At 38.6% G+C, this 25,724-nt stretch carries 23 protein-coding genes and 1 pseudogene; 19 read left to right on the forward strand and 5 right to left on the reverse strand.

Annotated elements, in window-relative coordinates:
- Positions 1-6: 6 nt before the first annotated feature.
- Positions 7-174 carry a DUF3042 family protein gene (locus DIZ30_RS07385; RefSeq protein WP_002288457.1) on the reverse strand — a complete coding sequence of 56 codons (168 nt, stop codon included), beginning with the start codon at positions 172-174 and terminating at the stop codon, positions 7-9.
- Between the two features lie 247 nt (positions 175-421).
- Between DIZ30_RS07385 and galE the strand changes: the two genes are divergently transcribed.
- The 7 genes from galE (at position 422) to tsaD (ending at position 6,834) form a co-directional block, all read left to right on the forward strand.
- The gene (gene galE, locus DIZ30_RS07390) at positions 422-1,411 is read left to right on the forward strand and encodes a UDP-glucose 4-epimerase GalE (RefSeq protein ID WP_002288452.1); all 990 of its coding nucleotides are present in this window, start codon (positions 422-424) and stop codon (positions 1,409-1,411) included.
- Between the two features lie 11 nt (positions 1,412-1,422).
- Positions 1,423-2,907 carry a UDP-glucose--hexose-1-phosphate uridylyltransferase gene (gene galT, locus DIZ30_RS07395; protein WP_002288451.1) on the forward strand — a complete coding sequence of 495 codons (1,485 nt, stop codon included), beginning with the start codon at positions 1,423-1,425 and terminating at the stop codon, positions 2,905-2,907.
- Between the two features lie 23 nt (positions 2,908-2,930).
- A complete protein-coding gene (locus tag DIZ30_RS07400; RefSeq protein WP_002288449.1) occupies positions 2,931-3,911 on the forward strand; it encodes a LacI family DNA-binding transcriptional regulator in 981 nt (326 codons plus the stop codon).
- Positions 3,912-4,101: 190 nt separating this feature from the next.
- Positions 4,102-4,824: a tRNA (adenosine(37)-N6)-threonylcarbamoyltransferase complex dimerization subunit type 1 TsaB gene (tsaB, locus tag DIZ30_RS07405; protein ID WP_002343909.1), complete on the forward strand. Its 723-nt coding sequence runs from the start codon at positions 4,102-4,104 to the stop codon at positions 4,822-4,824.
- On the forward strand, positions 4,808-5,350 hold the full coding sequence (gene rimI, locus DIZ30_RS07410; protein ID WP_002288446.1) for a ribosomal protein S18-alanine N-acetyltransferase: 543 nt from the start codon (positions 4,808-4,810) through the stop codon (positions 5,348-5,350). The genes tsaB and rimI (DIZ30_RS07410) overlap by 17 nt, the downstream gene beginning before the upstream one ends.
- A 6-nt stretch (positions 5,351-5,356) precedes the next feature.
- Positions 5,357-5,821, forward strand: a complete 465-nt coding sequence (rimI, locus tag DIZ30_RS07415) for a ribosomal protein S18-alanine N-acetyltransferase (RefSeq protein WP_002288445.1) — start codon at positions 5,357-5,359, stop codon at positions 5,819-5,821.
- On the forward strand, positions 5,818-6,834 hold the full coding sequence (gene tsaD / locus DIZ30_RS07420) for a tRNA (adenosine(37)-N6)-threonylcarbamoyltransferase complex transferase subunit TsaD (protein WP_002293887.1): 1,017 nt from the start codon (positions 5,818-5,820) through the stop codon (positions 6,832-6,834). Before rimI (DIZ30_RS07415) ends, tsaD begins: the two co-directional genes overlap by 4 nt.
- A gap of 608 nt (positions 6,835-7,442) precedes the next feature.
- Here tsaD and DIZ30_RS07425 read toward each other — a convergent pair.
- Positions 7,443-8,144: a Crp/Fnr family transcriptional regulator gene (locus tag DIZ30_RS07425; protein WP_002288442.1), complete on the reverse strand. Its 702-nt coding sequence runs from the start codon at positions 8,142-8,144 to the stop codon at positions 7,443-7,445.
- Positions 8,145-8,604: 460 nt separating this feature from the next.
- On the opposite strand from DIZ30_RS07425, the gene arcA reads away from it, so the two are divergent.
- From arcA to argS, 4 genes are all read left to right on the forward strand, one after another.
- Positions 8,605-9,834 (forward strand): arginine deiminase, encoded by a 1,230-nt coding sequence (arcA, locus tag DIZ30_RS07430; protein WP_002288439.1) that lies wholly within the window; start codon positions 8,605-8,607, stop codon positions 9,832-9,834.
- Between the two features lie 90 nt (positions 9,835-9,924).
- A complete protein-coding gene (gene argF / locus DIZ30_RS07435) occupies positions 9,925-10,944 on the forward strand; it encodes an ornithine carbamoyltransferase (protein WP_002288437.1) in 1,020 nt (339 codons plus the stop codon).
- Between the two features lie 114 nt (positions 10,945-11,058).
- Positions 11,059-12,006, forward strand: a complete 948-nt coding sequence (gene arcC, locus DIZ30_RS07440) for a carbamate kinase (RefSeq protein ID WP_002288434.1) — start codon at positions 11,059-11,061, stop codon at positions 12,004-12,006.
- Positions 12,007-12,425: 419 nt separating this feature from the next.
- Positions 12,426-14,117 (forward strand): arginine--tRNA ligase, encoded by a 1,692-nt coding sequence (gene argS, locus DIZ30_RS07445; RefSeq protein WP_109023166.1) that lies wholly within the window; start codon positions 12,426-12,428, stop codon positions 14,115-14,117.
- A gap of 344 nt (positions 14,118-14,461) precedes the next feature.
- Here argS and phnX read toward each other — a convergent pair.
- From phnX to DIZ30_RS07465, 3 genes and pseudogenes are all read right to left on the reverse strand, one after another.
- Positions 14,462-15,246: pseudogene (gene phnX, locus DIZ30_RS07455) on the reverse strand (phosphonoacetaldehyde hydrolase).
- Positions 15,239-16,330 carry a 2-aminoethylphosphonate--pyruvate transaminase gene (phnW, locus tag DIZ30_RS07460; RefSeq protein WP_002326915.1) on the reverse strand — a complete coding sequence of 364 codons (1,092 nt, stop codon included), beginning with the start codon at positions 16,328-16,330 and terminating at the stop codon, positions 15,239-15,241. The pseudogene phnX and the gene phnW overlap by 8 nt, the downstream one beginning before the upstream one ends.
- Positions 16,331-16,546: 216 nt before the next feature.
- The gene (locus DIZ30_RS07465) at positions 16,547-17,026 is read right to left on the reverse strand and encodes an arginine repressor (RefSeq protein ID WP_002293881.1); all 480 of its coding nucleotides are present in this window, start codon (positions 17,024-17,026) and stop codon (positions 16,547-16,549) included.
- 358 nt (positions 17,027-17,384) lie between these two features.
- Here DIZ30_RS07465 and rpsB point away from each other — a divergent pair, with 358 nt between their 5' ends.
- The 8 genes from rpsB (at position 17,385) to DIZ30_RS07505 (ending at position 25,575) form a co-directional block, all read left to right on the forward strand.
- Positions 17,385-18,167: a 30S ribosomal protein S2 gene (gene rpsB / locus DIZ30_RS07470; RefSeq protein WP_002293880.1), complete on the forward strand. Its 783-nt coding sequence runs from the start codon at positions 17,385-17,387 to the stop codon at positions 18,165-18,167.
- A gap of 98 nt (positions 18,168-18,265) precedes the next feature.
- Positions 18,266-19,147: a translation elongation factor Ts gene (gene tsf / locus DIZ30_RS07475; RefSeq protein WP_002293878.1), complete on the forward strand. Its 882-nt coding sequence runs from the start codon at positions 18,266-18,268 to the stop codon at positions 19,145-19,147.
- Positions 19,148-19,282: 135 nt separating this feature from the next.
- Entirely contained in the window at positions 19,283-20,005 is a 723-nt protein-coding gene (gene pyrH / locus DIZ30_RS07480) for a UMP kinase (RefSeq protein WP_002293877.1), read from the forward strand.
- Positions 20,006-20,007: 2 nt separating this feature from the next.
- Complete coding sequence (frr, locus tag DIZ30_RS07485) at positions 20,008-20,565, forward strand: ribosome recycling factor (RefSeq protein ID WP_002293875.1); 558 nt, start codon at positions 20,008-20,010, stop codon at positions 20,563-20,565.
- Between the two features lie 194 nt (positions 20,566-20,759).
- Positions 20,760-21,572: an isoprenyl transferase gene (locus tag DIZ30_RS07490; protein WP_002294134.1), complete on the forward strand. Its 813-nt coding sequence runs from the start codon at positions 20,760-20,762 to the stop codon at positions 21,570-21,572.
- Positions 21,569-22,369: a phosphatidate cytidylyltransferase gene (locus tag DIZ30_RS07495; protein WP_002296531.1), complete on the forward strand. Its 801-nt coding sequence runs from the start codon at positions 21,569-21,571 to the stop codon at positions 22,367-22,369. The genes DIZ30_RS07490 and DIZ30_RS07495 overlap by 4 nt, the downstream gene beginning before the upstream one ends.
- Before the next feature lie 160 nt (positions 22,370-22,529).
- Positions 22,530-23,798 carry an RIP metalloprotease RseP gene (gene rseP / locus DIZ30_RS07500; RefSeq protein WP_002326916.1) on the forward strand — a complete coding sequence of 423 codons (1,269 nt, stop codon included), beginning with the start codon at positions 22,530-22,532 and terminating at the stop codon, positions 23,796-23,798.
- Between the two features lie 67 nt (positions 23,799-23,865).
- Positions 23,866-25,575, forward strand: a complete 1,710-nt coding sequence (locus DIZ30_RS07505) for a proline--tRNA ligase (protein ID WP_002319368.1) — start codon at positions 23,866-23,868, stop codon at positions 25,573-25,575.
- Positions 25,576-25,724 lie beyond the last annotated feature (149 nt).

Raw genomic sequence — 25,724 nt, forward strand, 5'->3', positions numbered from 1 at the left:
TAATTATTAACGAGAAACGCGTTTACGCATTGCTTTTTTACGGTTTTCTTCGATCATTGCTTCTTTTTCGTCAATTGGATCGATCACTGTTTTTTTCACAGAAGCAACCAAACCAGCAACGGCAGCGGCTGTTGCCAGACTTCCTACTAATATTCCAGATACAAATTTTTTCATTGAATCCACCTCATTTATTATTTGTTATATCTATTATGGAACAAAAGAGAAAAAAAGGCTAGTTTTACGTTTGTTTGTAAACCTTTGCAAAAAATCCTTGAAAATGTTTACTAAATGTTTTATTATAAATTTACCATATGAATTTACGAAATTTTACTTTGTTTGTTTTCACCATAAAAGTAAACTTCGTTTTTTAAATTATATAGAATCAACAAACACAATTTTACTAATCAAAGGAGTGTTTTTTATGACAATTTTAGTACTAGGCGGAGCCGGTTATATCGGTTCGCACGCTGTAGACCAGCTAGTTCAAAAGGGGTATCAAGTAGCTGTGGTAGATAATTTGCTCACAGGTCACAAACAAGCAGTACATCCAGATGCTCATTTTTATGAAGGAGACATCCGGGATAAAGAATTTCTACGTTCCGTATTTGAAAAGGAACCGATTGAAGGAGTAATCCATTTTGCTGCAAGCTCTTTAGTAGGAGAATCTGTCGAAAAACCATTGATGTATTTCAACAACAACGTATACGGTATGCAAATCTTACTTGAAGTCATGCACGAGTTCAACGTGAATAAAATCGTATTCTCTTCTACTGCAGCAACTTATGGAGAGCCGAAAGAGTCTCCAATCACAGAAGATACACCAGCTAATCCTAAAAATCCGTATGGTGAAAGTAAATTGATGATGGAAAAAATGATGAAGTGGTGTGACCAAGCATATGGCATGCGCTATGTCGCTTTGCGCTACTTCAATGTAGCCGGAGCAAAAGCAGATGCATCTATCGGAGAAGATCATACACCAGAAACGCATCTTGTCCCAATCATTTTACAAGTAGCTCTTGGTCAAAGAAAAGCCTTGGCTGTTTATGGAGACGATTATGATACACCAGATGGAACATGTATCAGAGATTATGTTCAAGTAGAAGATTTGATTGCTGCACATATTTTAGCTTTGGAATACTTGAAAGAAGGAAATGAAAGCAACTTCTTCAATTTAGGCAGCAGCAAAGGATACTCAGTCAAGGAAATGCTAGAAGCAGCTAGAGAAGTGACAGGAAAAGAAATTCCAGCAGAAATAGCACCAAGAAGAGCTGGAGATCCTAGCCGATTAGTCGCTTCAAGTGAAAAAGCGAGAGAGATTCTGGGCTGGAAACCTGAATACACAGATATCAAAGCGATTATCAAAACAGCATGGGATTGGCATGTCAGCCATCCAAATGGTTATGAAGAATAGGGGAATGAGATATGTCAATCAGTCAAACGATTTGTGATTTTGCCACACTTGCGATCGAAGCTGGCGGATGGATGGAAATGGACCGCTTATATTTACAGAATCGTCTTTTAGGGATGGTAGGAGAAGATGCTCTAGAAAGCATTGAAGTAAGACCAGTTAAGGAAGAATCTGTAGACTTATTGGATCAGCTTGTCGCTAAGGCAAGAGAAAATGGTGTTCTTTCAGAATTGCCAGCAGAACAAGAGATTTTTGAAGCGCAATTAATGGATTTTCTCACACCGCCACCTTCAGTCGTCAATGCATTCTTTGCACAGCACTATTCGAAAAGCCCAGAGGAAGCAACTGAGTATTTCTTTAATTTAAGTAAGAAAAATGACTACATCAAAACAAGAGCCATCGCAAAAAACATCAAATTTCCGGCAGAGTCGGAGTATGGTGAACTGGAAATCACAATCAATTTATCTAAGCCAGAAAAAGATCCAAAACAAATCGCAGCAGAACGCGAGGCGGTAAAAGTAGACTATCCTACCTGCATGCTTTGCATGGAAAACGAAGGATATAGAGGTCGCTTGAACTATCCAGCCCGCACCAATCACCGGATTATTCGAATGAATCTAGACGGTGAAAGCTGGGGATTCCAATATTCCCCTTATGCTTATTACAATGAACATTCGATCATTTTATCAGAACAACACCGCCCGATGAAAATCACAAAGGAAACATTTGCTAGACTGCTTCGGATTACTGAAGTCTTGCCTCATTACTTTGTTGGTTCGAATGCTGACTTACCAATTGTTGGAGGATCGATTCTTTCTCATGATCATTATCAGGCAGGACGTCATGAATTTCCTATGGCAAAAGCACCGATAGAAAAACTTATCAAACTAGAAGATTATCCGCAAGTCATCGCAGGAGTCGTGAAATGGCCGATGTCTGTGATCCGTTTGCAATCAACAGAGAAAAACTTGCTTATTGAAGCAGCTAACTCAGTATTGGAAAAATGGAAAGCATATTCGGATGAAACAGTATCTATCAGAGCTTTTTCAGCAGATGGTACACCACACCATACGATTACGCCAATTGCACGAAGAAGGGACAATTACTTTGAGTTGGACCTTGTCCTTCGAGACAACAATGTTTCAGAAGAACATCCTGATGGGATTTTTCATCCACATAAAGATGTCCAACATATCAAAAAGGAGAACATTGGGTTGATCGAAGTAATGGGGCTTGCTGTTTTACCACCTCGTTTGAAACCAGAACTAGTAGAAGTAGAGCATTTCTTATTAGGAGAAGAAAACCAGATGGCTGAATATCATCGTCCGTGGGCAGAACAATTAAAAAAAGAACATCCTGATTTGACGAAAGATACGGTCACCGATGTCGTACAAAAATCTGTAGGTCAGGTTTTTGCACGTGTACTGGAAGACGCTGGAGTATTCAAGCGAGATGAAAAAGGACAGGCAGCGTTTGAACGATTTACTGCGATTTTATAAACGTAAAAAAGGAGGAGAGACAAATGGCAACAATTAAAGACATTGCGCAGTTGGCAGGAGTTTCTCCTGCTACTGTTTCAAGAGTTCTCAACTATGATCCTGATCTTTCCGTTGGCTTAGCCACAAAGCAAAAAATTTTTGAAGCAGCAGAACGCTTAAATTATACGAAACATCGTAAAAATGCAGCAAATACTAAGCAAACGCTTCGCCTGATCCAGTGGTACGACGATACGGAAGAGCTTGAAGATCTTTATTATTTATCTATTCGCCTAGGAATCGAAAAAAAGGCAGAAGAAGCAAACGTTACTTTATTGAAAGAAACGTGGGATTCCATTAGTGATCTTCCGGCAGATGGAACGATCGCACTAGGAAAATTCGACGAAGCTCAGTTATTAGAAATGAAAGGATCCCAAAATGCCTTGCTTTTGGTAGATTCTGACGGCACTTCTCAAGGAATCGACTCTCTAGTTGTCGACTTTAAGTCAAGTGTTCAAAAAGTCATTGAACACTTTGTCTCCCATAAAGCGCAACATATCGCTATGCTTGCTGGAACAGAATATACGAAGAAAAACCATCAGCGGCTAAAAGATCCCAGAATTATGGCATTTCAACAAGTTTTGGCAGAAAAAGGCTACGACGAAGGTCCAATTATCGAAGCAGATTTTTCTGTCGAGTCAGGATATCAAGCAGTGAAGCAGTATTTAAAAACGAATCCGCATGTTCCTGATGCGCTTTTTGCAGCTAATGATGCATTAGCGATTGGCGCACTGAAAGCGATTCAAGAAAAAGGTTTAGTGGTACCAGAAGATATTTCTGTGATGGGCTTCAATGATGTCAGTGTAGCGAAATATGTAACGCCCTCGCTTTCTACTGTAAAAGTTTATACCGAATGGATGGGAGAGCTAGCAGTGGAGACGATTCTTCAATTAAGTAATTCCAAAGCACCGGTTTCAAGAAAGATTATTGTGGAAACAGAGTTGATTATTCGAGAATCAACGAAATAAAAGATGGAAAAGCTGTGGGAAAATGGAGTGATACCGCAGCTTTTTTTTGTTTCAGGAAGGGGCAAAATTTGCCCGCCAGCAGATAATCATGTATTATTGTACTAGTTTTGCCTTTGGTATTTTCATCCTCAGAATAAAAAAGTATGCTACAATGGAAGGCGAGAATGTCATAGCAGAAAGGATCAAATATATGATTACATTAGGAATAGATACTGCAAACCAAACTTTGGCGATCGGTGTGGTAGAAGACGAACAAATTCTTGGACAAATACAAACAAATATCAAACGCAACCACAGTGTAACACTGATGCCTGCAATCGACCAATTGTTTGCAGATCTTCAAATAAGTCCAAAAGACATTGACCGAATCGCGGTTTCTGATGGTCCCGGTTCTTATACAGGGCTTCGTATAGGTGTAACGACAGCAAAAACGATTGCTTATACATTAGATAAAGAGCTAGTAGGAGTATCTAGTCTGAAAACCATCGCGGCTAATTGCATCGGTGTGGATAATATTATTGTGCCCATGTTTGATGCTCGAAGAAAAAATGTATACGCTGGGGCATACCGCTGGAAAGAAAATAGATTAGAAACTGTACTTGAAGATGTACATATTTCTGCTTCTGATTTGTTCACACAACTACAAAAGCTGAATGAAGCTATTTATTTCGTCGGGAGTGATTGTCACAAATTCTTCTCTGAAATAAAGGAAATATTGCCTAGTGCGATGATTAATACAGTTCCAGCATGGGATATTCCAAGTGGTGTAACTGTGGCTCAATTAGGTGCTTTAGTTGAACCAGTTGCAGAGAAACAAGCTTTTCTTCCTCGCTATTTAAAACGAGTAGAAGCAGAAGAAAAATGGTTGGAGACGCACACACCTGGAGACGAAAGTTATGTTGAAAAAATTTAGAGCGTATGCCAGAAGCTTTTTTCAAGATAAAATGATTTATACAGAAAAAACAGTCGAACAAATCGATCGTCGTTACGTACTAAGAGAATTGACTACAGAAGATATCAAAGAGCTGCTGGATGTCGAACGAGAAGTCTATAATGGCGAATTGCCATGGACAAAAAGTGCCTTTATATCAGAATTGAAGTCACCGCTTCCTCATCTATATCTAGGTATCTTTGATAATGGAAGAATGATTGGTTTTATCGGTTCAAGAGCGTTCGGTTTAGATTGCCATATCACGAATATTGCCGTTCGACCGGCATATCAGCGTAAACGAATCGGTTCGCTGCTTATTGACGAAATCGAGAACTTTGCTATAATGAATCGCTGTGAGACGATGTCATTAGAAGTGCGTATGAGTAATCAAGATGCACAAAGACTTTATCGGAAATTGGGGTTTCAAGCAACAACGATCAAAAAAAGATATTACACTGAAACAAAAGAAGATGCGTTGGATATGATAAAACTTTTAGAAAATGAGTGAGATTAGTTGATTTGCAGAAAAAAAGATTTTGATGAAGCGTACTTGGCAGAATGCGTATGGATGATTAGCGAAAATGCTTATCCACATGGTTCACCTTGGACGAAAATGCAGTTTTTGGCAGACATCCAACAGCCTCACTCTGATTATCTGCTTTTAGCTGAAGATAACCAGATCTGTGGCTTTATTGGATACTCGAAAGTAATAGATGAAGTCGAGATCACAAATATTGCTGTTGCAGTTTCAGAACAAGGAAAAGGGCATGCACGGCATTTGTTACAATTACTGATTACGGAACAAATAAAAGATTCGCTGCATGTTTTTTTAGAAGTACGTCTATCTAATGAAGCAGCAAGAAAACTTTATGAATCAGAAAAGTTTCGTATATTAGGTAAACGGAAATCATATTATCGCAATCCGACGGAAGATGCGATCATTATGAGCAGAAAGTTAAAAACGGAGACGATGAAATGAATGAAGAATTGATTCTGGCGATTGAATCAAGTTGTGATGAAACGAGTGTAGCGGTCGTTAGAAATGGAACAGAAATCTTATCTAACATCGTTGCTTCTCAAATAAACAGTCATAAACGTTTTGGTGGCGTAGTACCTGAAGTAGCTAGCCGCCATCACGTAGAACAAATCACCTTATGCTTGGAAGATGCACTGGTAGAAGCTGGTGTGTCGGCAGAAGATTTATCGGCAGTCGCTGTCACTTATGGACCAGGACTTGTCGGCTCGTTGCTGATTGGTATTTCTGCAGCTAAGGCTTTTGCTTGGGCACACCAATTGCCGCTTATTCCTGTAAACCATATGGCAGGGCATATCTATGCAGCCCGTCTGGTTAAACCATTCCAGTTTCCATTGATGGCACTTCTTGTTAGCGGAGGACATACAGAATTAGTCTATATGCAAGAAGATGGATCATATGAAATCATTGGGGAGACAAGAGATGACGCAGCAGGAGAAGCTTATGACAAAGTTGGAAGAGTATTAGGTCTTTCTTACCCAAGCGGAAAAGAAATCGATCAGCTAGCTCATCAGGGAAAAGATAATTACCATTTTCCGCGAGCGATGATCCATGAAGATAATTATGATTTCAGTTTTAGCGGATTAAAAAGTGCATTTATCAATTTGGTGCATAATGCACAACAGCGTGGAGAAGATCTAGACAAAAATGATTTAGCAGCTAGCTTTCAAGCAAGTGTGATCGATGTATTGATTACTAAAACACTTCGAGCTTGTCAAAATTATCCAGTCAAGCAACTGATTGTAGCTGGAGGTGTAGCGGCCAATCAAGGGTTGCGTGAAGGATTGCAGGATGCTTTGGCAACTAAACTCCCTGAGGTAGAACTAGTGATTCCCCCTCTTCGACTTTGTGGAGATAATGCTGCAATGATTGGAGCAGCAGCACATGTGGAAATGCAAAAAAGAAATTTTGCTAGCTATCAGTTGAATGCTGATCCAAGCTTGGTTTTATCTGAATAAAGAGGTTGTGAAAAAGCTGCCCTGCATCAAGTAATAAGAACAGCCCAGGAAAAACGGCTTCTCATGTTTTTGACCTGGCTGTTCTTATTACCGCGTATGCAAGCTTTTGAACGCCGTTTAATCAAGAGTTCGTAAGCCTGTCGTTTAACTCTGATTCACAAGGAACAATTTCAAAAAACAGCTCCTCATGTTTATGAACATTATGACTTGTGACCGAAGAGTTGACAGGTACACACCGTTTAATCGAAATAGGGCTGTGACACGTTTTTGTCAAAGCCCTATTTTTTACATACTTTTAATCATTATTGTTATTTTGCTATTTTTTACAGCTTATTTATCATTATCCGTTCCTCTGATTGCCCTCACTGAGTAATCGTTTATTGTCGAGGAATATCGAATAATCTAGATCGGATGAGGACAAGACGCTTCATCTAGTTAATCTAACAGTATTTTTTGCAAACAGTGAATATTACATAACTGAAACACACATAGAAAATCTTTGAGTCTTGTCCAGTGATCTAAAACTGCCGGATCTTTCAGAAGTTTTAGGGAGGAAAATAAGCAGTGACCCTGATATTTATCAGGGTCACTGCTTATTTTTGTTCGCGTTATTCTCTCATAGCTGGAGTAGTAGCTGTCTTACAGAAAGTAAAACGCTTTTTGTCATAATCTAACAGCCCGGAATCACGTAGTTGTTTGATTACTTGTCCAGCAGTTTCACGTGTCGTGCCGCTATTCACTGCTAATTCTTTTAAGGTGATCGGATAAGGAATGGTGATATGACCATCTTTTGTTGGTACGCCCAATTCTTCTTTCAAAATGAATAAATTTTGTTTTACCCGGTCAAAGGCGCTAGAGGTCAATCCGATTTGGATACGCAATTCATGTATTTCAACTACTTTAGAAATTTTTTGTATCATATAGATCAACTGTTCGGGATTTTTTCGTGCTAATTTTTCATAGTAGGAAACAGGAAGGTAGAATGTTTCAATATCAGTCATCGCTTGAGCTGTATAAGTGTAGGTCTCTTCTCCAAACATTCCTGACATAGGAAAAAGGTTATTTGTATTCACATAGTCATAGTAGTAATAAGTTGCACTTTCATCATAACGTTCTAAACGAACGAGTCCTTTGGTCAAGATATACAACCGTTGTCTGGGATCACCATCGTCGAAAAGGATCTGTCCTTTTTTATAAGAACGAAGAACAGTATGTTCCTTGATCTGTTGGAACTCTTCATCCGAGAAATGTTCAAAATCAGGTTGATATCTGAGTTTTGAAAAGTGAAAATCGATTTTATTAACACGCATTAAAAAGTCCTCTCCTTATTGTTCACTATATTTATTGTCACTTTTTTTAAAGAATTTGTAAAGTTTTAACATACCAACATTAGAAACAAGTTTTAATACTTTACAAATATAATTTGTTATTATGTAAAAAATATACAATGGTATTGAATAATTTGTTTTGAAGCGAATGATTTGTGTATAAAAAACAACAATAATACATATAGTAAACGCTAACAACGCTAATATAATTTATTTTTTTAATTTATTCAAAAAAATTTTTTCAATGAATAAATATTTTTTTGAAAGTGTATACAGAATAAAAAATGAATAAATTACGCTTAAAAATAGAAAAACGTTTAATTATTTAATTATCGAATATTAATGTGAGGAATGTCTCATTTTGAATGAGACAAAATTATGAAAGTGATTACAAAAGGAGGATATCCTATACATGTAATCAAAAAGAAGGAGGCAACACAACATGGATAAACCTATTCACGTTTTCTCTGAAATAGGGAAATTAAAGACAGTTTTACTGAAACGGCCTGGACAAGAAGTGGAAAATTTGACACCAGATATTATGGATCGTCTGTTGTTCGATGATATTCCATATCTTCCGATTGCTCAAGAAGAACATGACAACTTTGCGAAGACATTGCAAAATGAAGGCGTCGAGACTCTTTACTTGGAAAAATTAGCGGCAGAAGCGATTGACGCAGGCAATGTCAAAGAACAATTCTTGAATAAAATGTTGGATGAATCTCATATTGCATCGAATGCTGTAAGAGAGGGTCTTCATGAGTTCCTTCTATCAATGGAAACGCAAGAAATGGTAGATAAAATCATGGCTGGGGTTCGTACAAAAGATATCGAAGTACGTTCTAGCAGTCTATATGATCTGTCAGCAGACGATGACTATCCATTTTACATGGACCCAATGCCAAACTTGTACTTTACACGCGACCCTTCCGCATCAATGGGAAATGGGATGACAGTCAATAAGATGACTTTTGAAGCACGTCGTCGTGAATCGATGTTTACAGAATATATTTTGAAACATCATCCAAGATTTGCAAATAAAGGAATCGAAGTATGGTTGGATCGTGAAAATCCAGATCATATCGAAGGCGGAGACGAATTGATCTTAAGCGATAAAGTAGTAGCTGTTGGGATTTCTCAACGAACTAATGCGAAAGCTTTAGAAAAATTAGCACGCCACCTATTCGCAAAAAATTCAGGATTTGAAAAAGTGTTGGCAATCAAAATTCCGAACAACCGTGCAATGATGCATTTGGATACCGTATTTACAATGGTAGATCACGATAAATTCACTATCCATCCAGCAATTCAAAGTAAAGACGGTAAGATGGATGTCTTTACAATCGAACCAGATGGTGATGATATCAAGATTACTCATTCAGATAACTTACACGAAACGATGAAAGCTGCTCTTGGATTAGATGATCTTGTACTGATCCCAACTGGTAATGGAGATGAGATCGTTGCACCTCGAGAACAATGGAATGATGGATCAAACACATTGGCAATCGCTCCAGGTGTTGTAGTCACTTATAACCGAAATTATGTATCGAACGAATTGCTTCGTAGCTATGGCATCAAAGTGTTAGAAATCAATTCAAGTGAATTGTCACGAGGTCGTGGTGGTCCACGCTGCATGAGCCAACCACTTGTCCGTGAAGACTTGAAGTAATTTGTTTCCTGACGGCAGTCTTACTGTCAGCTGCCGTCGGGATTTCCTCTTTAATCTTAAATAAAAACAATCTAAAGGAGAATGTTTAATATGAAAGAATCAGTATTCCAAGGAAGAAGCTTATTAGCAGAAAAAGACTTTACAAAAGAAGAATTACAATATTTGATCGATTTTTCAGAACACTTGAAAGACTTGAAAAAACGTGGTATCCCACATCACTATCTAGAAGGAAAAAATATTGCGCTTTTATTTGAAAAAACATCTACACGTACTCGTTCTGCATTTACTACTGCAGCGATCGATCTAGGTGCACATCCTGAATATCTAGGTGCAAATGATATCCAATTAGGTAAAAAAGAATCCACAGAAGATACAGCTAAAGTACTAGGACGTATGTTTGACGGAATCGAATTCCGTGGATTCAGTCAAAAAATGGTAGAGGAACTAGCAGAATTCTCTGGTGTTCCAGTTTGGAATGGCTTGACTGATGAATGGCATCCAACACAAATGATCGCTGACTTTTTAACTATCCAAGAAAACTTTGGAACAGTAGAAGGTATCACTGTTGCTTACTGCGGAGATGGTCGAAACAATATGGCTAACTCTTTATTAGTCACAGGTGCAATTTTAGGAGCGAATATGCGTATCGTTGCACCAAAAGAATTACAACCTGAAGAAGAAATCGTCAAAATGGCAGAAGGCTTTGCTGAAAAATCCGGTGCACAATTGATGATTACCGACGATGTTGATAAAGGTGTAGACGGAGCAGACGTCCTTTATTCTGATGTATGGGTATCAATGGGTGAAGAAGATAAATTCGAAGAACGTATCAAATTGTTGAAACCTTACCAAATCAATATGGAAATGGTAGAAAAAACACACAACACAGATCGTTTGATCTTCTTGCACTGCTTGCCAGCTTTCCATGATACAAACACTGTTTACGGTGAACAAATGAAAGAACGCTTTGGCATCACTGAAATGGAAGTAACAGATGAAGTCTTCCGCAGCAAATATGCTCGTCAATTTGACCAAGCAGAAAATCGTATGCACTCAATCAAAGCGATCATGGCAGCAACATTAGGTAACTTGTTTATCCCTCGCGTTTAAGCATAACCACATTCATCTCACGAAAAAACGAGTCAGCATTGAGGGAAAATCACAAAACGCTGGCTCGTTTTGTTATCTAGAAAATTCGGTAGAACTGAAGAAAGGACGAATGAAATGGCCAAACGAAAAGTAGTTGTCGCTTTAGGGGGCAATGCCATCTTGTCTACGGATGCAAGTGCAAAAGCCCAACAAGAAGCGTTAATGGAAACAGCAAAGTATTTAGTGAAATTTATCGAACAAGGAGATGAATTGATCATCTCCCACGGAAATGGTCCGCAAGTCGGTAACCTATTGATTCAGCAGCAAGCTGCTGATTCTGAGAAAACACCGGCAATGCCTTTAGATACATGTGTTGCAATGACAGAAGGATCTATCGGTTACTGGTTACAAAACGCCATGGGCGAAGTACTGAAGGAAAAAGGGATCGATAAAGATGTGGTTTCTTTAGTCACTCAAGTTATTGTGGATGAAAATGATCCTTCATTCAAAAATCCAAGTAAACCAGTCGGTCCATTCTACACGGAAGAAGAAGCCAAAGAACAAATGAATGCTGACTCCACTGTGACATTCAAAGAAGATGCTGGACGTGGATGGAGAAAAGTAGTCGCTTCCCCTAAACCCATCTCGATTAAAGAAGCACGTGTCATCGAAACGCTGGTCGATCAAGGAGTTATCACAGTCTCTGTTGGTGGCGGTGGGATTCCTGTTGTAGAAACAGCTACTGGATTAGAAGGACGAGAAGCCGTAATCGATAAAGATTTTGCTTCAGAAAAATTAGCCGAAATCATCGATGCGGATTTGCTGATCGTATTGACAGGAGTAGACAATGTGTATGTCAATTACCAAAAACCAGATCAAAAGAAATTAGAAACTGTTACTGTTTCAGAAATGAAACAATACATTGATGAAAAGCAATTCGCTCCAGGAAGCATGCTTCCGAAAGTAGAAGCAGCTATTGCATTTGTTGAAGCAAAACCAAACGCTAAGGCAATCATCACTTCTTTAGAAAATATCGAGAATCTTTTAGCTTCTGAAGAAGGAACGATTATCGTAGCTGATTAATTTGTTAAGTCTTTCGTATTTACGAAATGATTTATAGCTATCCAGGTGGTATTTCTTCTCCTTTAGGCCATCTGGATTGTTTTTTTATGAAATGACTAGCCTTTCGTTTTTTTTTCTGATATAATTCAAGAAAGTTTAATAAGACTAAGATTTGTTGAACAAGAGAGTACTTGTATCATTCTTGGCTAGCGAATTCGGAAGTGGTGGAAGCCGAATGAAGAAGATACAACGAAGCGCACTTGGAGAATTCTGTTTTAAACAGACGGTTGTCTACCGATATCAGATGGAGCTGGTCCTTTTTTAGGACAATTGGAGTGGTACCGCGGGAAATCTCGTCTCTAGTGATGGCATACTAAGTATGCCGTCGCTAGAGATTTTTTTTGTTTAACAATCAAGGGAACACTTTAGGAGGAATAAAGATGAATAATAAAGATCTTGTCGCAAAAGCTGTCTATGACGCTGTCAAAGATGATTTAACACTGGAACAAGTCGAGCAATTACTAGAAAATCCAAAATCAGCTGAACACGGAGATGTTGCATTTCCAGCCTTTTCATTAGCAAAAGTTTACCGAAAAGCGCCACAGCAAATCGCTGCAGATTTAGCAGAAAAAATCGATTCTGCCAACTTTGAAAAAATCGAAGTTGTCGGACCTTACTTGAACTTTTTCATGAATAAAGAACTTATCAGCAAAAAAGTTTTGCAAACAGTAGTGAAAGAAAAAGAACATTATGGGGATAGCAACATCGGGAATCAAGGAACAGTACCAATCGACATGTCTTCTCCTAATATTGCCAAACCAATCTCAATGGGACATTTGCGTTCGACAGTTATCGGTAATTCGATCGGTTTCATTATGGAAAAAATCGGTTATCAGCCAATCCGCATCAACCATTTAGGTGACTGGGGAACACAGTTTGGAAAACTGATCGTCGCTTACAAAAAATGGGGTACAGAAGAAGCTGTTAAAGCAGAACCAATCAATGAATTGCTTCGTTTATACGTCCAATTCCATGAAGTAGCTGAAACAGAACCAGAATTAAATGAAGAAGCTCGTGCTTGGTTCAAACGTCTGGAAGAAGGCGATAAAGAGGCTATTCAATTATGGCAATGGTTCCGTGATGAATCGATGAAAGAATTCAATAAAATCTATGATCTGCTGGAAGTACGTTTCGATTCGTTGAACGGTGAAGCTTTCTACAATGACAAGATGGATGAAATCGTCAAACTTTTAGAAGAAAAACATTTGCTGAACGAGGATAAAGGTGCAGAGATCGTTGACCTATCTTCTTATGACCTGAATCCAGCGTTGATTAAGAAGTCAGACGGTGCGACACTATACATTACACGTGACTTAGCTGCTGCATTGTACCGTAAACGTACTTACGACTTCAAACAATCTCTATATGTAGTAGGGAATGAACAAAGCTATCATTTTAAACAGTTGAAAGCTGTCTTGAAGGAAATGGGCTTTGACTGGTCTGACGACATGCACCATATTCCATTTGGTTTGATCACGCAAGGTGGTAAAAAATTATCAACTCGTAAAGGAAAGATCGTCTTATTAGAAGAAGTATTAAATGAAGCAATCCAATCTGCTAAAGAACAAATCAGCGAGAAAAACCCTGATTTGGAAAACAAAGATGCTGTAGCTAAACAAGTTGGGGTTGGGGCAGTCATTTTCCACGATTTGAAAAACGATCGACTGAATACATTTGACTTTAACCTGGAAGAAGTTGTTCGATTTGAAGGAGAAACTGGACCTTATGTGCAATATACACATGCTCGTGCAGTCAGCCTGTTGGAAAAAGCAGGATTTGTCCCTTCAGAAACAGCAGACTATGCATTGAATGACGATACCAGCTGGGAAGTGGTTAAATTAGTTCAAAAATACCCTGAAACGGTCTTGTCTGCTGGGGAAAAATACGAACCGTCAGTGATTGCGAAACATGCAATCAAATTAGCACAAGCATTCAACAAATACTATGCTCATACGAAGATTTTAGCTGATGATGAACAAAAAGAAGCACGCTTAGCTCTAGTTTATGCAGTGACTGTATTATTGAAAGAAGACCTTCGCTTGCTAGGACTTCATGCACCAGATAAGATGTAAGAAAAAGAGAATGTGAAATCAGCGTTCTGATCCGAGTATTAGAGAAACAAAAGAGAAAATAGCTTTTCAAATTTTATCGTTTTTTGAGCAAATATCGAGAGTCAGCTGAATGAACACCGTTTAGTGGAGAGGTTGTCTCTTAAACACTGTTTGTTTGCAAATAAGGGGACTGTGACAAAAGTCGTGTCACAGCTCCCTTTTTTTTCGAATAAACGGTGTTCAAAAGCTTGCATCTGCGGTAATAAGCCTAACCAAACGAAAAATATGAGGAGCTATTTTTGCTTGGCTGTTTTTATTACTTGATACAGGACAGCTTTTTCACAACCTCTTATTTTGTATAAAAGTCATTCTGGATTCTTGTCAGCGTACAAAATGTATTCTGTTAACTCTTTTAAATTGTTTACACAAATATCAGCGCCGGCTTGTTGGAATCTAAGAGCAACAGACTGTTTTAAACGATCTTTTTCCCCATCTCTAATTTTTGGTACTCATCATAAGAAATCCCCATTAGCGAACTACCTTCAATTACACCTACTGTCAACACTCCGGCATTTTTCCCTTCCTGGATATCTGAGACCGTATCTCCGACTTTGATTACTTCATCAACCGACTTGTTTTTGAAGTACTGCATGTTTTTATGGATCATATAAGGAAACGGTCGACCATACCCTTCGACGTCTTCAGAAGTTGCCATGAAGTCTGGTGAATACCTTTCTTTTTTTGCGGTTTCTGCTACGATTGTCATCATAGGAGCATTAAATCCAGTCGTGGAACCAATATTGATCCCAGCGTTTCTCAACCGTTCGATCGTTTCCAATGTGTCGGGTTTCAAGGTAGAATGCTTGACCAAATCTTTAAACAGATAATGTTCAAATTGTTGATACAATTCCTCCACCTCTTTTTCCTGAGGTAGTTGTCCATAAATAGCTATCCATTGTTTTTTGACAGAAGGGAGGGAAAGAAGCTGTTGGATATGATCCCATTTTAATTTTCCCATCGGTTCGCGTATTTCTTTGTCAGTCAGTTGGATTCCTTTTTCTAGAAAAGCATTTCTAAAAGCGTGGACAGGAGCCATACAGCCAAAGTCCACAGTTGTTCCTGCCCAATCAAAAATTACAGTTTTAATCATTAACGTTCTCCTTATAGTCTTTGATAATTGCTGTCAGTTCCAAAATATCTTCCGGATAGATCTCGCCAATATTTCCGATACGAAAACATTCATGATCGCTGATTTTCCCGGGATAGATCACAAATCCATTTTGCTTTAAATACTGATAAAAATGATTAAAATCAAATCGCCAGTCCTTAGGGTAAAGAAAAGAGGTGATGAATGGCCCCTGATATTCTTGAATGAAAGGCTGGAACCCCATCTCTGTCATTTTTTGTCGTAGCACATGATTATTGGCGAGATAACGTGAATATCGAGTTTCGATTCCTCCTTCTGCCTCTAGTTCCTTCAGCGCTTGTTGAAAAGCCAAAACCGTATGGGTAGGGGAAGTGAAACGCCATTTGCCATTCTCGTTTTCCATCACGCGGTACTGGTCATATAGATCAAGTGACAAACTTCGGCTAACATTTTTTCGTTTTTCCAGTTCCGCTTTATTAGCAAGTACAAAAGAAAAGCCTGGAACACCTTGAATACATTTGTTTGAGCTGGAAATCAAAAAATCAATCCCTAGTTCGGCTACACAAATCGGTATCCCACCAAAGCTTGACATCGCGTCCACTATAAACAAAAGATCTCTTTCTTGTGTGACAGCAGCAATCTCTTCCAAATTATTCAAAATACCGGAAGTAGTCTCGCTATGGACCATTGCTAGTGCGGAGATAGACGGATTCTCTTCAATCAGCTGTGTAATCACATGAGCTTGGAGGATTTGATGTTCCGATACCTCATAAACGGTATAGTTCAGTTTCAGACATTCGCACATGTTGATCATTCGTTGTCCATATGCGCCGTTTGAACAAATCAGTACAGTATCTTCTGGCCTGATCACAGAACTTAATACCGATTCTACCCCGAAGGAGCCGCTACCTTGCATTAAGACCGTTGTGTATATTCCTTCCGATACTTGAGCAAGATCCAATAATTTTTTTCTTATCCATTGTGTAATTTCTTTGTATTCTTGATCCCAAGTACAATGATCGATCAGCATAGCATTTTTCACTGTTTCAGAAGTCGTCAATGGTCCAGAAGTTAATAATTTATACATATGATTTCCTTTCATTTCTTTTTTGAAATACACAAAGAGCAAGAAGCTGCTCTTGTTAACATCCAATATAAATGATGATTATTGTGATTCAATCAAGGTGTTGAAAAATTTGAATAAAAAATGATGTATTTTTGTAAAGAGTGTAAAGGTTTATTTAATAAGGAAAATATTGAAAATAAAAAAACACGCATTCCATATTAGGAATACGTGCTCTGATTAAAAAAGTGATACTTCAGTTGGATGGTGAAGAAATTCTTCTACTCGTTTTGCGTCCTCCTCATTTTCCGAGATGACCATGATCGTATCGAATCCAGCAATTGTACTGACAATAGAGGGAGGTTTGATCTCATCTAAAACAGATGCAAATAAATGAGCATTGTCTGGCAAGGTATTGACGATCGTCAAAAAGTGGACTCGTTCGACTTTCAATACAATGTCTTCAATCATTTGAACCAGCCGATCCTCTTCCTCAGTCCTAGTCTCAGGAGTTCCTTTTTCGCGAAACAATACGAAGCGGGAAACGCCATTTTCATCAGGTGCCTTCACGATTTTTAGATCACGGATATCTCGAGAAATCGTTGCCTGCGTGGCGGTAACGCCATAATGCCCAAGTTTGTTTAATAGTTCTTCTTGCGTACGGATCGGGAATTCTTCAATGACTTGTTTAATCAGCAAATGTCTTTGAGCTTTGCGCATTTTCTTTCTCCTTTACGAAAGATTTCACATGTATCATAACAAAAAAAAGAAGGATTGCCCAATAATATTCGTCTTTTATACCTAAAATTATTTTATGGAAAAAGGATAATAAAGAAACAAAGAGAAATCTACTGTTTTTCTTGAATTCTTTTTATCTTTCAGGTAAACTATTGAATGTTGAGCAGAAAAGTATATTTGCTCTTGCGATACGGATCTTTTGTCTGTATAATAGCTGAGGGTGCTTTATGCATCAGCAAATCCACATTCTTATTGGATTGTCGGTAGGTGCTTGAAAAAGTTTGCCGGCAAGGTAGAAGATAAGAAGAGGAAAAATAAAACCAAATCGGAGGAAACAAACATGGCAGTAATTTCTATGAAACAATTACTAGAAGCCGGCGTACACTTTGGTCACCAAACTCGTCGCTGGAATCCAAAAATGAAGAAATATATCTTCACAGAAAGAAACGGAATCTACATCATTGACTTGCAAAAAACAGTTAAATTAGTAGATGCAGCTTATGATTACATGAAGAGCGTTGCTGAAGAAGGCGGCGTAGCATTATTCGTAGGTACAAAAAAACAAGCACAAGAAGCAATCAAAGAAGAAGCAACTCGTGCAGGACAATACTTCGTTAACCATCGTTGGTTAGGCGGAACATTGACAAACTGGGATACTATCCAAAAACGTATCAGCCGTTTGAAACAAATCAATGCAATGGAAGAAGATGGAACTTTTGAAGTTCTACCTAAAAAAGAAGTTGCTGGTTTGAACAAAGAACGTGAACGTCTTGAAAAATTCTTAGGCGGTATCGCTGATATGCCAAGAATCCCAGATGTAATGTACATCGTTGACCCACGTAAAGAACGTATTGCTGTTCAAGAAGCACACAAATTAAATATCCCAATCGTAGCTATGGTTGATACAAACTGCGATCCAGATGAAATCGACGTAGTAATCCCTTCAAACGACGATGCAATTCGTGCCGTTAAATTGATTACTTCAAAAATGGCTGATGCTTTCATCGAAGGAAACCAAGGTGAAGATCAAGTAGTTGAAGAAGATTTCACAGAAGAAAACACAGCAACATCAATCGAAGAAATCGTAGATGTTGTTGAAGGCGACAATTCTTCAGCAGAATAATTTTGAATGATGGAGCTGTTTCAAAGGCTGGGCGACAAGCCTCACTCTCCTTTGAAGCAGCTTTTTTTAAAAAGAAAAACACACAGGAGGAGTTAAACATGGCAGACGTTACAGCTAAAATGGTAAAAGAACTACGCGAAATGACTGGCGTAGGAATGATGGATGCGAAAAAAGCATTAGTTGAAGTAGAAGGCGACATGGAAAAAGCAGTTGATCTTTTACGTGAAAAAGGAATGGCAAAGGCTGCGAAGAAAAATGACCGCATTGCAGCTGAAGGATTGGCTTCAGTTGCTGTGAAAGGTAACACTGCAGCAATCGTTGAAGTAAACTCAGAAACAGACTTTGTTTCTAAAAACGAAATGTTCCAAGATTTAGTAAAAGAAATTGCAGAACTTGTTGCTGAAAACAAACCAGCAGACATGGAAGCTGCAATGAAAATCAAAACAGATAAAGGTACAATTGAATCTGACTTGATCGAAGCAACTCAAGTTATCGGAGAAAAAATCAGCTTCCGTCGCTTTGAAGTTGTAGAAAAAGACGACAATGCTGCATTTGGTGGATACTTGCATATGGGCGGACGTATTGCCGTATTGACTGTTCTAGATGGAACAACTGACGAAACAGTTGCAAGAGACGTAGCTATGCACGTAGCAGCTATCAATCCTCGTTATGTAAACGAATCACAAATTCCAGAAGCTGAATTAGAACATGAAAAAACTGTTCTTACAGAACAAGCATTGAACGAAGGCAAACCAGCGAATATCGTTGAAAAAATGGTAGAAGGACGCTTGAAGAAATTCAAAGCAGAAATCGCTTTGGTGGACCAACCATTCGTTAAAGATCCTGATATGACTGTTGAAAAATACGTTGCATCAAAAGGCGCAACTGTTAAAACATTCGTACGTTTCGAAGTTGGCGAAGGTATCGAAAAACGCGAAGATAACTTTGTAGAAGAAGTTATGAGCCAAGTGAAAAAATAATTCTGTTAAATAACAGACGGGAACGCACGGTTTGTGCGCTCCCTTTTTTTAAGCAAAACAAGAAAAACCAGTCTTAGAGTGTCGAAATCATCTAAGTATGGTAAAATGGCAATAGAAAATATTGGAGGAATGAACATGGTCACACCGAAATATCAGCGTGTAGTCTTAAAATTGAGTGGAGAAGCTTTAGCTGGGGACGCAGGATTTGGAATCAAACCACCAGTAATCAAAGAAATCATCCAAGAAATCAAAGAAGTTCACGAGCTGGGCGTTGAAATGGCAATCGTTGTGGGCGGCGGAAATATCTGGCGCGGACAAATCGGAGCACAAATGGGCATGGAACGTGCTCAAGCTGATTACATGGGTATGTTAGCTACAGTTATGAATGCCTTAGCTTTACAGGATACGTTGGAAAACGTGGGTGTACCGACACGCGTGCAAACTTCGATTGAAATGCGTCAAATCGCAGAGCCATATATTCGCCGTAAAGCAGAACGTCATTTAGAAAAAGGACGGATCGTTATCTTTGCAGGCGGTACCGGCAACCCGTACTTCTCGACAGACACAACAGCAGCATTACGCGCGGCAGAAATCGGCGCAGATGTTATCCTGATGGCTAAAAACAATGTAGACGGTGTTTATTCTGCTGATCCGAAAGTAGATGCAAATGCAGTAAAATTTGAAGAACTGACTCATCTGGAAGTTATTGCCAAAGGATTACAAGTCATGGATTCAACTGCAAGTTCACTAAGCATGGATAATGATATTCCACTGCTTGTCTTCAATTTAAATGAACACGGAAATATTCGCCGTGCAATCTTAGGCGAAAATATCGGAACAACTGTAAGGGGGAAATAAAAATGGCAGATGCAATTATGACAGAAGCAAAAGAAAAAATGAAAAAAGCAGCACAAAATCTTCAACGTGAACTTGGGCAAATCCGCGCAGGCCGTGCGAACGCTAGCCTTTTGGACCGTATTACTGTGAACTACTACGGTGCGCCAACACCATTGAACCAAATGGCATCAATCCAAATTCCAGAAGCACGTGTTTTAATGATCACACCTTTTGACAAGAGCATTCTTCAAGATGTTGAAAAAGCTATTATGGCAAGTGATATCGGAATCAGTCCAACCAATGATGGAAATGTCATTCGCTTAGTTATCCCGCAACTGACAGAAGAACGCAGAAAAGAATTAGCTAAAGATGTTAAAAAAGAAGCAGAAAATGCAAAAATCGCGATTCGTAACATCCGTCGTGATGCGATCGATGAATATAAAAAACAACAAAAAAATGGTGATATTACCGAAGATGATTTGCGCGGATTAGAAAAAGACGTACAAACATTGACAGATAACAGCATCAAAGAAGTAGATAAGATCGCTGCTGATAAAGAAAAAGAATTATTGGAAGTTTAATAAAATCATAAAAACAGAGGGGCGGATCATTCCGCTTCCTCTGTTTTTATTTATATTTCTTTTATTTAAAAATTAAAAAAAGAAAAAATTATTCAGTTTTTAAATAAAAAAACAATGATTTCATAGGAAAAACAGTTAGATATTGCTATAATACTTAAGATAGTGGGAATCTTTTAAGTATAGGAGGAAAAAGAATGTTACGTTTTTTTCCGCAAAAAAACAAATATATTCAAGAAAAAAGCGAATTTCAATTTAATACCGATGGACCAATTCCTCAGCACATTGCCATCATCATGGACGGCAATGGTCGTTGGGCGCAAAACCGTCGTTTGCCACGAGTTGCTGGCCATAAAGAAGGCATGGAAACAGTAAAGAAAGTCACAAAAAAAGCATCAAGGCTTGGAGTGAAAGTGTTGACGCTTTATGCCTTTTCGACTGAAAACTGGAAGCGACCAAAAGATGAAGTAAGTTTTCTCATGCAACTACCTGTCGACTTCTTTGATACGTTCGTACCAGAATTGATTAAAGAAAATGTCAAAGTTCATGTCATGGGTTATGAAAACGTATTGCCAGAACATACGCAAGATGCTGTAAGACGTGCAATTGAGCAAACAAAAAACAATACTGGAATGGTATTGAATTTTGCTTTGAATTATGGAAGCAGAGCAGAGATCGTGACTGCTGTCCAAGAAATTGCCGAAGAAGTAGCAAAAGGAGAAATACACGCAGAAGAAATCGATGATGAATTGATTGCTAAGCATTTAATGACAGGTTTCTTGCCTAAAGAGTTACAAGATCCTGAGCTGATGATCCGTACAAGTGGAGAAGAGCGAATTAGTAATTTTCTGTTATGGCAGATCGCATATAGTGAGCTGTATTTTACAAAAGCGCTTTGGCCTGATTTTGATGGTGCGCATCTTGAAGAAGCAATCGCCTCTTATCAAAATCGAGACCGTCGATTCGGCGGTGTAAAAAAAACAGAAGATGAGAAAGGGGATCAGTCATGAAACAACGTGTGGTCACAGCAGCCGTGGCGCTAGTCTTGTTTATTCCGATTATATGGATCGGAGGCATAGCGGTTGAGCTTACAGCAGCAATCTTAGCGGTAATAGGAGTTTACGAGCTGTTTCGGATGAAAGGATTGACACTCTTAAGTTTTGAAGGAGTTTTATCCGCCGTTGGTGCAGTGTTACTTGTTTTGCCAAAAGAAAGATGGTTTTTCTTTCTTCCAGAGAATGTAAGTACATTTATGTTATTTTATCTTATAGTTATGATTCTTTTAGGAACATCAGTTATTTCTAAAAATACGTATACGATTGATGAAGCAGGTTTTCCTGTGCTTGTCAGCTTGTATGTGGGAATAGGTTTCCAGAATTTTGTCAATGCACGAACAGAAAGCTTGGCTGTTTTGATATTTGGTCTATTTATTGTTTGGGCAACTGATATCGGAGCATATATGGTTGGTCGACGTTATGGTCAGCATAAGTTAAGTCCTGATATTTCGCCCAACAAAACGATTGAAGGTGCGCTCGGTGGTATTGGTAGTGCTGTTGTAGTCGCATTTCTTTATTTATTGCTATACCCAGCAAAAGAACTATTTAATCATGGTATGTTTGTCATGCTTCTGATGACGATTATTTTTTCAGCAGTCGGACAATTTGGTGATTTGGTCGAATCTGCAATCAAACGTCATTATGATGTGAAAGACTCGGGAAATATCTTACCAGGCCATGGTGGAATCTTAGACCGTTTCGACAGTTTGCTGTTTGTATTTCCTATCATGCATTTATTTGGCATTATTTAGTAAGTATACCTGCGTTTCTTTGTGAATTTCATAAAAGACGCAGGTTTTTATTTTTCATTATATTGATACTATTGGTGTCTTTGGTATACTATGGTAAAATTATAGTGTTTTATCGTTGTTTTATAAAAAACACAAAAAACAAGTAAAGGAGAAAAAAGCTATGAAAACGATTCTGACATTTATCATCGTTTTTGGTATATTAGTGATTGTTCATGAGTTTGGTCATTTCTTCTTTGCGAAACGATCAGGAATCCTCGTTCGCGAATTTGCTATCGGTATGGGTCCGAAAATTTATGGGCATCAAGCAAAAGACGGGACAACATATACGCTTCGCCTATTACCTATTGGCGGTTATGTTCGAATGGCAGGCAATGGGGATGATGAAACAGAAATGGCACCAGGAATGCCTCTTTCTCTTTTACTAAATTCTGACGGCATCGTAGAGAAGATAAATTTAAGTAAGAAAATCCAATTGACAAATGCTATCCCGATGGAATTGAGCCGTTATGATTTAGAAGATGAGCTGACTATCACTGGTTATGTGAATGGAGACGAAACAGAAGTAGTAACCTACCCTGTTGATCACGATGCGACGATTATTGAAAACGACGGAACAGAAATCAGAATTGCGCCAAAAGACGTACAGTTCCAATCGGCTAAATTGTGGCAGCGTATGCTGACCAACTTTGCTGGACCCATGAATAACTTTATTTTGGCAATCCTGTTATTCATCATTCTGGCATTTATGCAAGGTGGTGTTCAAGTGACGAACACTAATCGCGTAGGAGAGATCATGCCTAATGGAGCTGCGGCAGAAGCAGGCTTAAAAGAAAATGATGAGGTAGTCAGTGTGGACGGAAAAGAAATCCATTCATGGAATGATCTGACAACAGTCATTACGAAAAATCCAGGTAAAACATTAGACTTTAAGATCGAACGAGAAGGTCAGGTGCAATCTGTCGACGTGACACCGAAATCTGTAGAGTCAAATGGCGAAAAAGTTGGCCAACTTGGTATAAAAGCCCCAATGAATACAGGTTTTATGGATAAGATCATTGGAGGGACGCGTCAAGCTTTCAGCGGTTCATTGGAAATTTTCAAAGCCTTAGGATCACTATTTACAGGTTTCAGTTTAGATAAATTAGGCGGACCTGTCATGATGTACCAATTGTCTTCAGAAGCAGCAAATCAAGGTGTAACAACTGTTATTAGTTTGATGGCGCTTCTTTCAATGAATCTCGGAATCGTCAATCTGCTTCCGATTCCTGCCTTAGATGGCGGGAAATTAGTCTTGAATATTTTTGAAGGGATTCGCGGGAAACCATTAAGTCAAGAAAAAGAAGGAATATTGACATTAGCTGGCTTTGGATTTTTAATGTTGTTGATGGTGCTAGTTACATGGAACGATATTCAACGATTCTTTTTCTAGAAAAAGTTGACAAATAGGGTATAATAACAAACGATAACTATTTTGAGGAAATAAAGGAGTATATAGAATGAGACAATCAAAAATATTGATTCCAACATTACGCGAAGTTCCAAATGATGCAGAAGTATTAAGCCATCAAATCTTGCTAAGAGCTGGATATATCCGCCAAGTATCAGCGGGTATTTATTCATATCTGCCATTAGCAAATCGTGTATTGGAAAAACTGAAACGCATTATGCGGGAAGAATTTGAAAAAATCGGAGCGGTAGAAATGCTGATGCCTGCCATCTTGCCAGCAGAACTTTGGGAAGAATCCGGGCGTTACGAAACATATGGACCAAACTTGTATCGTTTCAAAGACCGCAATGATCGAAAAATGATCCTTGGACCAACTCACGAAGAAACTTTTACTGATTTGATGCGTAATGAAATCAATTCATATAAGAAATTACCTTTAAATCTTTATCAAATCCAACCTAAATATCGTGACGAAAAACGACCTCGCTTCGGTTTGCTTCGCGGAAGAGAGTTTATCATGAAAGATGCATATTCTTTCCATGCAACGGAAGAAAGTTTGGACGAGACATATAAAGATTACGAAAAAGCCTATACCGAAGTATTCAAGCGTTGTGGCTTAGAATTTCGCTCGATCATCGGAGACGGCGGCGCAATGGGCGGGAAAGACTCAAAGGAATTCATGGCGATCTCAGAAATCGGGGAGGATACGATCTGTTATTCGACTGAAAGTGATTATGCTGCAAACTTGGAGATGGCTACAAGCTACTATGTATCAAAAAAATCGCATGAAACACAGCTTGAATTGGAGAAAGTAGCTACACCTAACGTAAAATCAATTGACGAAGTAGCAGATTTCTTTTCTGTTGAACCTCAAAAAATCATCAAGTCTGTATTGTTCATTGCGGATGAACAACCTGTCCTTGTTTTGGTACGCGGAGACCATGAAGTCAATGACGTAAAACTGAAAAACTATCTATCTGCTGACTTTTTAGAAGAAGCAACAGAAGAAGAAGCACAAAAATATCTAGGTGCTGAGTTTGGTTCTGTCGGACCAGTCGGTGTTTCAGATGACGTAAAAGTATATGCAGACCGTTATGTCCAAGATTTAGCGAATGCCATTACTGGAGCGAACGAAACAGGATTCCACTATAAAAATGTGAATCCAGAACGCGATTTCACTGTACTTTCTTATGAAGATCTTCGTTTTGTACAAGAAGGAGATCCTTCACCAGACAACAACGGTGTTCTTGCCTTTACTCGAGGAATCGAAATCGGACATATCTTCAAAATCGGCACTCGTTACAGTGAATCTATGGGAGCAACTGTACTAGACGAAAATGGACGAGAAAAATTTGTGATTATGGGCTGTTATGGTATCGGTGTAAGTCGTTTATTATCAGCAATCGTAGAACAACATTCAGATGAACAAGGAATCAACTGGCCAAAAGGAATTGCGCCATTTGATTTGCATATCGTCCAAATGAATCTAAAAGACGAATACCAAACAAGCCTGACGAATGAACTAGAAGAAGCGATGACAAAAGCTGGCTATGAAGTACTGGTTGATGACAGAAATGAACGCGCAGGAGTGAAATTCGCGGATTCTGATTTGATTGGCTGTCCAATCAGAATCACTGTCGGTAAAAAAGCAGTGGATGGAATCGTAGAAGTAAAAATCAAGAAAACTGGCGAAATGGTTGAAGTACGTAAAGAAGAATTGGCGAATACTTTACCAATCCTCTTGAACCAAGGCGAATAATAAGCGTTAAAACACAGAAAATAAAAATAGCTGAATCAGATGTTTTTGACAATCTGATGATTCGCTTTTAAAATTGGAACTGCGATTCAAATCGCAGTTCCAATTTTTTAATGTAAAACTCAGAAAAAACGAGTATACTAAAAGGTACT

Origin of the sequence: Enterococcus sp. H57 (genome assembly GCF_003112495.1) — a bacterium.
GTDB lineage: Bacteria > Bacillota > Bacilli > Lactobacillales > Enterococcaceae > Enterococcus_B > Enterococcus_B faecium.

Bases quoted from the DNA above. Each gene is read 5' to 3' on its own strand.
- DIZ30_RS07385 (WP_002288457.1), bottom strand. From the start codon at position 174: ATGAAAAAATTTGTATCTGGAATATTAGTAGGAAGTCTGGCAACAGCC.
- galE (WP_002288452.1), top strand. From the start codon at position 422: ATGACAATTTTAGTACTAGGCGGAGCCGGTTATATCGGTTCGCACGCT.
- galT (WP_002288451.1), top strand. From the start codon at position 1,423: ATGTCAATCAGTCAAACGATTTGTGATTTTGCCACACTTGCGATCGAA.
- DIZ30_RS07400 (WP_002288449.1), top strand. From the start codon at position 2,931: ATGGCAACAATTAAAGACATTGCGCAGTTGGCAGGAGTTTCTCCTGCT.
- tsaB (WP_002343909.1), top strand. From the start codon at position 4,102: ATGATTACATTAGGAATAGATACTGCAAACCAAACTTTGGCGATCGGT.
- rimI (WP_002288446.1), top strand. From the start codon at position 4,808: ATGTTGAAAAAATTTAGAGCGTATGCCAGAAGCTTTTTTCAAGATAAA.
- tsaD (WP_002293887.1), top strand. From the start codon at position 5,818: ATGAATGAAGAATTGATTCTGGCGATTGAATCAAGTTGTGATGAAACG.
- DIZ30_RS07425 (WP_002288442.1), bottom strand. From the start codon at position 8,144: ATGCGTGTTAATAAAATCGATTTTCACTTTTCAAAACTCAGATATCAA.
- arcA (WP_002288439.1), top strand. From the start codon at position 8,605: ATGGATAAACCTATTCACGTTTTCTCTGAAATAGGGAAATTAAAGACA.
- argF (WP_002288437.1), top strand. From the start codon at position 9,925: ATGAAAGAATCAGTATTCCAAGGAAGAAGCTTATTAGCAGAAAAAGAC.
- arcC (WP_002288434.1), top strand. From the start codon at position 11,059: ATGGCCAAACGAAAAGTAGTTGTCGCTTTAGGGGGCAATGCCATCTTG.
- argS (WP_109023166.1), top strand. From the start codon at position 12,426: ATGAATAATAAAGATCTTGTCGCAAAAGCTGTCTATGACGCTGTCAAA.
- phnW (WP_002326915.1), bottom strand. From the start codon at position 16,330: ATGTATAAATTATTAACTTCTGGACCATTGACGACTTCTGAAACAGTG.
- DIZ30_RS07465 (WP_002293881.1), bottom strand. From the start codon at position 17,026: ATGCGCAAAGCTCAAAGACATTTGCTGATTAAACAAGTCATTGAAGAA.
- rpsB (WP_002293880.1), top strand. From the start codon at position 17,385: ATGGCAGTAATTTCTATGAAACAATTACTAGAAGCCGGCGTACACTTT.
- tsf (WP_002293878.1), top strand. From the start codon at position 18,266: ATGGCAGACGTTACAGCTAAAATGGTAAAAGAACTACGCGAAATGACT.
- pyrH (WP_002293877.1), top strand. From the start codon at position 19,283: ATGGTCACACCGAAATATCAGCGTGTAGTCTTAAAATTGAGTGGAGAA.
- frr (WP_002293875.1), top strand. From the start codon at position 20,008: ATGGCAGATGCAATTATGACAGAAGCAAAAGAAAAAATGAAAAAAGCA.
- DIZ30_RS07490 (WP_002294134.1), top strand. From the start codon at position 20,760: ATGTTACGTTTTTTTCCGCAAAAAAACAAATATATTCAAGAAAAAAGC.
- DIZ30_RS07495 (WP_002296531.1), top strand. From the start codon at position 21,569: ATGAAACAACGTGTGGTCACAGCAGCCGTGGCGCTAGTCTTGTTTATT.
- rseP (WP_002326916.1), top strand. From the start codon at position 22,530: ATGAAAACGATTCTGACATTTATCATCGTTTTTGGTATATTAGTGATT.
- DIZ30_RS07505 (WP_002319368.1), top strand. From the start codon at position 23,866: ATGAGACAATCAAAAATATTGATTCCAACATTACGCGAAGTTCCAAAT.